This is a genomic window from Bradyrhizobium sp. PRIMUS42 (genome assembly GCF_023006515.1).
Lineage (GTDB): Bacteria > Pseudomonadota > Alphaproteobacteria > Rhizobiales > Xanthobacteraceae > Bradyrhizobium.
This window is the reverse complement of the sequence record NZ_JALBGZ010000336.1, coordinates 1-6,767: the sequence shown is the minus strand read 5'-3', so window position 1 is coordinate 6,767 and position 6,767 is coordinate 1. Positions and strand designations below refer to the sequence as shown.

Annotated in this window: 5 protein-coding genes and 1 pseudogene; 3 read left to right on the top strand and 3 right to left on the bottom strand. The window is 63.9% G+C overall.

Features of this window, described 5'->3' with window-relative positions:
• The 3 genes and pseudogenes from MOV75_RS22565 to MOV75_RS22555 form a co-directional block, all read right to left on the bottom strand.
• Window positions 1–128: pseudogene (locus MOV75_RS22565) on the bottom strand (tripartite tricarboxylate transporter substrate binding protein); the annotation flags it as partial.
• Window positions 129–235: 107 nt separating this feature from the next.
• Window positions 236–1,078, bottom strand: coding sequence for an IclR family transcriptional regulator (locus MOV75_RS22560; protein ID WP_246929749.1), 843 nt, complete (start codon window positions 1,076–1,078; stop codon window positions 236–238).
• A gap of 152 nt (window positions 1,079–1,230) precedes the next feature.
• Window positions 1,231–3,360 (bottom strand): acetate--CoA ligase family protein, encoded by a 2,130-nt coding sequence (locus MOV75_RS22555; RefSeq protein ID WP_246929750.1) that lies wholly within the window; start codon window positions 3,358–3,360, stop codon window positions 1,231–1,233.
• Between the two features lie 348 nt (window positions 3,361–3,708).
• On the opposite strand from MOV75_RS22555, the gene MOV75_RS22550 reads away from it, so the two are divergent.
• From MOV75_RS22550 to MOV75_RS22540, 3 genes are all read left to right on the top strand, one after another.
• Window positions 3,709–4,404, top strand: coding sequence for a GntR family transcriptional regulator (locus tag MOV75_RS22550; protein WP_195799034.1), 696 nt, complete (start codon window positions 3,709–3,711; stop codon window positions 4,402–4,404).
• Window positions 4,405–4,465: 61 nt separating this feature from the next.
• A complete protein-coding gene (gene oxc, locus MOV75_RS22545) occupies window positions 4,466–6,199 on the top strand; it encodes an oxalyl-CoA decarboxylase (protein WP_246929751.1) in 1,734 nt (577 codons plus the stop codon).
• A 63-nt stretch (window positions 6,200–6,262) separates the two neighbouring features.
• Window positions 6,263–6,767 (top strand): CoA transferase (locus tag MOV75_RS22540; protein ID WP_247006639.1); only part of this gene is annotated, 505 nt, incomplete at its 3' end.

Here is a 6,767-nt window from a genome sequence, read left to right as displayed (position 1 = left end):
TCCCAGCCGCCGCCGGGTGCGGCCGGCGCCATCAGCTTGAGCTCGAGTTGCTGGGCAAGAGAAGGCGTCGCTGCCGCAAGGGTCAGCGCGACGGCCGCGCCGGCAAGGCGCGCGGGAAATCGAAACATGGGGGCATCTCCAGGCTCATGCGGACGTTTGCCGCATTGTGTCGTTTGGTCGCATATCAGCCAAAACGGCCGATGCTGTCCAGTGACATCCCCCGGGGCGCCCGTGGTTAGCGGGGCGGCGGGATCACCCCGCCGAGCGCGGCCGTCAGCTCTGCGGCAACGTCCCGCACGATTTGTCCGATCTCCGGCAATCGCTCGTCAGTGACCCGGCCGGTCATGCCGGATACGGAGATCGCGGCCAGCGGCTCGGCCAGAGCGTTGTATACCACCGCAGCGACGCAACGCAGGCCGAGCTGCGCCTCCTCATCGTCGATCGCAAAGCCCTGCTTGCGGATCTTTCCGAGCTCCCTGAACAGATCGCTCGGCCGCACGATCGACTTCTCGGTCAACCTGGGCATGCCATGGTGCCGAATGACAGCGCTGACGTCCTCGTCGGAATAGGTCGCGAGCACCGCCTTGCCGACGCCGGAGGTCACCATAGGCACGCGGCCGCCGACCTTGGTCAGCGAGCGCATGATTTCGCGGCTCTCCATGCGGGTCAGCACGATGATGAACTCGTCGTCGACCACGGCGAGATTGGCGGTCTCGCGGGTGAGATCGCGCAGCTTGCGCAGATACGGAATCGCCTGCGCGGAAAAATTGCGCCGCCGCGCAAAGCTCGCGCCGACCGTGAAGCTGCGCACGCCGACATGCCATTTGGATTCGACGCGGTCGAACTGCACGAAGCGTCGGCTTTCCAGCGTCGCCAGCAGGCGGTGCACGGTCGAGGCGGAGAGGCCGGTGCGCACGGCGAGATCGCTGAGGCGATAGCCCTCGTCGTCCTCGGCCAGCGTTTCGAGAATCGACAGCGCGCGGTCGACAGACTGCACGCCGCCATCACGCGCCTCGTGCTCGGCGTCCGATGGAGATCGGGGCTCAAGCGATTTGCGCCGGATCACGCTCTTGTTCATCGCGACCTGCCGCCTTGGAGCCTCGTCATTCCGGGATGGTCCGAAGGACCAGACCCGGAATCTCGAGGTTCCGGGTTCGATGCTTTGCATCGCCCCGGAACGACGTACCTGAAAAATGCCGCTCCAGAATATGCCGGAGCAGCATCTTCGCCTCAGAGCAGCCCTGCCCCGCGCGCCCATTTGTACTTGGCACCAAGCACCTCGACCGGCAGCTCGGTCGAATAGGCATAGGCCGGGATGCCGTTCTGGTAGAGATATTCGGCGGCTTCCTCGACCTCGACGTCGCCAGCCAGGGACGCCACGATCGGCTTCACAAAGCCCTTCGCCTCCATCTCCTTCTTCACCTCGACCATGTTGCGGGCGAACACCATCGGCGGCGTGACGATGGTGTGCCAGTAGCCGAGGATCAGCGAATGGATGCGCTCGTCCGACAGGCCGAGCTTCACCGTGTTGACGTAGGTGATCGGCGGCTCGCCGCCGGTGATATCCACAGGATTTCCGGCCGCTCCAAACGGCGGGATGAACTTGCGGAACGCCGCGTCCAGATCCGGCGGCATCGACATCAGCGACAGGCCATTGTCGACGCAGGAATCCGACAGCAGCACGCCCGAGCCGCCGGCACCGGTGATGATCAGCACGTTCTCGCCCTTCGGCGTCGGCAGCACCGGCACGCCGCGGGCGAATTCGAGCAGTTGCCGCAAGCTGCGGGCCCGGATCACGCCGGACTGCGCCAGGACGTCCTCATAGATCTTGTCGTTACCGGCGAGCGCGCCGGTGTGCGAGGACGCCGCCTTCGCGCCGGCCGAGGTGCGGCCGGCCTTGAGCACGACGACCGGCTTCTTCTTGGAGACGCGTTTTGCGGCCTCCGCAAAGGCGCGGCCGTCCTTGAGGTCTTCGCAATGCTGGGCAATGATCGAGGTGTTCGGGTCCTGCTCGAAGAATGCGAGCAGATCGTCCTCGTCGATGTCGGACTTGTTGCCCAGGCCGACGATGGCCGAGACGCCCATCTTGGCCGAGCGCGAGAACCCGATGATGGCCATGCCGATGCCGCCGGACTGCGACGATAGCGCGGCCGAGCCCTTCACATCGTAAGCCGTGCAGAAGGTCGCGCAAAGATTGGCGGGCGTATAGTAGAAGCCGTAGATGTTCGGCCCCATCAGGCGGATGTCGTATTTCTTGCCGACCTCGACGATCTCGGCCTGCAGCTCCGGCGCGCCCGCTTCCGCGAAGCCCGACGGGATCAGCACCGCGCCCGGGATTTTCTTCTCGCCGCATTCGGTCAGCGCTGCCGCCACGAACTTCGCGGGGATCGCGAACACGGCGGTGTCGATCACGCCCGGCACGTCCTTGACGCTCTTGTAGGCCTTGTAGCCGAGGATCTCGGCGGCCTTGGGATGGATCGGATAGATGTCGCCCTTGTAGCCGCCGTTGATGAGGTTCTTCATCACGGAGTTGCCGATCTTGCCGTCCTCGGCGGAAGCGCCGACCACGGCGACCGCCTTCGGCTGCATGATGCGGTTCATCGCCACGACGATCTCTTCGGTCGGGCGCGGCTTCGGCTTCGGCACATAGGCGAAATCGACGACGATGCGCACGTCGGCGGCGACCGCCCCCTTCGCCGTCGCGAACACCGGGTTGAGGTCGAGCTCGACGATTTCAGGGAAATCGGTGACGAGCTGCGAGACTTTGACAATGACGTCAGCGAGCGCCGTGCGATTCACTGGCTCGCCGCCGCGCACGCCCTTCAGGATCTCGTGGGCCTGGATGCCGTCGAGCATCGAGAGCGCGTCTTCCTTGGTCGCGGGCGCGAGGCGGAAAGTGATGTCCTTGAGAACTTCGACCAGCACGCCGCCGAGGCCGAAGGCGACCAGCTTGCCGAAAGAACCGTCGGTGATCGAGCCGACGATCACTTCGGTGCCGCCGGCCAGCATCTGCTGCACCTGGACGCCCTCGATCTTGGCGTCGGCCTTGTACTTCTTGGCGTTGCCGAGAATGGTCTCGTAGGCCTTCTCGGCATCCTCGACCGTCTTGAGGCCGACGATGACGCCGCCGGCTTCGGTCTTGTGGAGAATATCAGGCGAGACGATCTTCATCACGACGGGGAAGCCCATCGACGAGGCCATCTTGCCGGCCTCGCCGGCCGACTTCGCCACGCCCTCCTTGGGCACCGGAATGCCGTAGGCGTCGCAGACCAGCTTGCCTTCCGGCGCCGTCAGGCTGGTGCGGTTGTCCGCCTTGACCTGGTCGAGCACCTTGCGGACGGCATCTTTGGAATTGGACATGTGGCTTCTCCCTTGACCTCAGTTCGTTCTTTTCAAAGCGCGCGCGCGTAGCGGCTGCCCGTGATGCTTGCCATTCGCCGCGCTTCGTTCCATGCCGCGGAACGGAGTGGCATAAAGCCGAGACTACTCCGCCGGCTTGGATCAAAAATGGCTGGCGATGGCATTTGGTATGCCAGAAGCCAACTTGTCAAGCCAGAGCACACCTTGGAACGCTGCAAAAAATAGCCAGCTTGACATTCTGGCATGTGGTATGCCAAAAACTTTCCCGTTAATATTCCTGTAAAAGACGACTCCCACTGGAGGAGATTCGTCGTGTCACTACGGAAACCAACCAAGGCGTTGCCGAACATGGCCGAGGCAGACATCGCAATCGTTCGTATTGCCCCGGAGAGCAGCTTCAAGAACAAGGCGTATGACGCCTTGAAGGAAGCCATCCTCAAGATGGACATCTATTCGACGCCCGAGCCGGTGATGCTCGACGAGCGCGCGCTGTCCGAGCGCCTGGGCGTCAGCCGCACCCCGATCCGCGAAGCCATCGCGATGCTCGAGCAGGACGGTTTCGTGAAGACGGTGCCGCGCCGCGGCATCATGGTGGTGCGAAGGACCAAGAGCGAGATCGTCGACATGATCCGCGCCTGGGCAGCACTGGAGAGCATGGCCGCCCGCCTCATCACCACCACCGCACGCAAGAAAGACATCACGGCGCTGCGCGACTACTTCAAGGACTTCAGCAAGGACCGGCTGCCTGAAGATCACGTCGAGGAATATTCGCGGGCCAACATCGCCTTCCACCAGGCGCTGATCTCGCTGTCGGAATCGCCGGTTCTGGTCGATCTCACCAACGACCTCCTGCTGCACGTGCGCGGCTATCGCCAGCTGACCATCGGACGCAAGGACCGCACCGCGACCTCGCTGCCCGAGCATCTCGGCATGATCGAAGCACTGGAGGCGCGCGACACCGAGCTCGCAGAGAAGCGCGCCCGCGACCACACCCTCGGCCTTGCCGCTTACGTCGAAGCGCATGGTCAGGAACTCTTCACTTAGCAACGTTCACCAGAAGGGCGAAAAACTCGCCCCACTATCTGAGACCAGGGAGACAAGGCCCATGCTGAATACCGCGACCAAGTCCGAAGCACCGGGCACCGAGCAGGAGCTGACGGATGGCTTTCATCTCGTCATCGACGCGCTCAAGCTGAACGGCATCAACACCATCTATAATGTGCCGGGCATCCCGATCACGGATTTGGGCCGCATGGCGCAGGCCGCCGGTATCCGCATGATCTCGTTCCGCCACGAGCAGAACGCCGGTTATGCGGCGGGCATCGCCGGCTTCCTCACCAAGAAGCCCGGCATCTGCCTCACGGTCTCCGCGCCCGGCTTCCTCAACGGTCTCACCGCGCTCGCGCACGCCACCACCAACTGCTACCCGATGATCCTGATCTCGGGCTCTTCGGAGCGCGAGATCGTCGACCTGCAGCAGGGCGACTACGAGGAAATGGACCAGCTCGCGATTGCCAAGCCGCTGTGCAAGGCGGCCTATCGCGTGCTGCACGCCCAGGACATCGGCATTGGCCTTGCCCGCGCCATCCGCGCCGCGGTCTCGGGCCGCCCCGGCGGCGTCTATCTCGACTTGCCGGCAAAGCTGTTCGGCCAGGTGATGAACGCCGATGCCGGCCAGAAGTCGCTGGTCAAGGTGATCGACGCTGCGCCCGCGCAGATCCCCTCGCCCGCTTCGATCAAGCGCGCGCTCGACGTGCTCAAGGCGGCGAAGCGTCCCCTGATCATCCTCGGCAAGGGCGCGGCCTACGCGCAGGCCGACGAGGAGATCAAAACCTTCGTCGAGAAGAGCGGCATCCCCTTCCTGCCGATGAGCATGGCCAAGGGCCTCCTCTCCGATACGCATCCGCAATGCGCGGGTGCTGCACGCTCCACGGTGCTGAAAGAATCAGACGTCGTCATGCTGATCGGCGCCCGGCTGAACTGGCTGCTCTCGCACGGCAAGGGCAAGAACTGGGGCGAAGCGCCCAAGAAGTTCATCCAGGTCGACATCGAGCCGCGCGAGATGGACTCCAACGTCGAGATCGTCGCCCCCGTCGTCGGCGACATCGGCTCGGTCGTCTCCGCCTTCAACCAGGCGATGGCGTCAGGCTGGACCGCCCCGCCCGCCGAATGGACCAAGGCTATCTCGTCCAAGCGCGAAGAGAACGTCGCCAAGATGGCGCCGAAGCTCATGAACAACAAGTCGCCGATGGATTATCACGGCGCGCTCGGCGTGCTGAAGAACGTGATCAAGGAGCACCCCGAGGCGATCCTCGTCAACGAGGGCGCCAACACGCTCGACCTCGCCCGCGGCGTCATCGACATGTACCGGCCCCGCAAACGTCTCGACGTCGGCACCTGGGGCGTGATGGGCATCGGCATGGGCCAGGCGATCGCCGCCGCGCTGGAGACCGGCCACCCCGTGCTCGCGGTGGAAGGCGACAGCGCGTTCGGCTTCTCCGGCATGGAGGTCGAGACCATCTGCCGCTACAATCTTCCGATCTGCGTCGTCATCTTCAACAATGACGGCATCTATCGCGGCACCGACGTCAACGGCGCCAATTCCGATCCGGCGACGACGGTGTTCGTCAAGGGCGCGCGCTACGACAAGATGATGGAAGCCTTCGGCGGCGTCGGCGTCAACGCGACCTCGCCCGACGAGCTCAAGCGTGCCGTCAACGAAGCGATGACCTCCGGCAAGCCGACGCTCATCAACGCGGTGATCGATCCGGCCGCAGGCTCGGAGAGCGGCCGCATCGGCAACCTCAATCCGCAGAGCGTTCTGCAGAAGAAGAAGTAACTCCCCCTCAACCCTTTATTCCCTGCGGTTTGCGGGGGCAGACACAGAGTACGGAGCAACACGATGACCAAAGCGCTCAAGGGCGTTCGCATTCTCGACTTCACCCACGTTCAGTCAGGCCCGACCTGCACGCAGCTGCTGGCATGGTTCGGCGCCGACGTGATCAAGGTGGAACGTCCGGGCGTGGGTGACATCACCCGCGGCCAGCTGCAGGACATCCCGAACGTGGACAGTCTGTATTTCACCATGCTCAACCACAACAAGCGCTCGATCACGCTCGACACCAAGAACCCCAAGGGCAAGGAAGTCCTCACCGAGTTGATCAAGAAATGCGATGTGCTGGTCGAGAACTTCGGCCCCGGCGTGCTCGACCGCATGGGCTTCCCCTGGGAGAAGATCCAGGCGATCAACCCGAAGATGATCGTCGCCTCGATCAAGGGCTTTGGCCCGGGACCCTACGAAGACTGCAAGGTCTATGAGAACGTCGCGCAGTGCACCGGCGGCGCCGCCTCCACCACCGGCTTCCGCGACGGCCTGCCGCTCGTCACCGGCGCGCAGATCGGCGATT

Excerpts from the sequence above, each read along its gene's own strand:
- oxc (WP_246929751.1), top strand. The coding sequence starts at position 4,466 with ATGCTGAATACCGCGACCAAGTCCGAAGCACCGGGCACCGAGCAGGAG.
- MOV75_RS22550 (WP_195799034.1), top strand. The coding sequence starts at position 3,709 with ATGGCCGAGGCAGACATCGCAATCGTTCGTATTGCCCCGGAGAGCAGC.
- MOV75_RS22555 (WP_246929750.1), bottom strand. The coding sequence starts at position 3,360 with ATGTCCAATTCCAAAGATGCCGTCCGCAAGGTGCTCGACCAGGTCAAG.
- MOV75_RS22560 (WP_246929749.1), bottom strand. The coding sequence starts at position 1,078 with ATGAACAAGAGCGTGATCCGGCGCAAATCGCTTGAGCCCCGATCTCCA.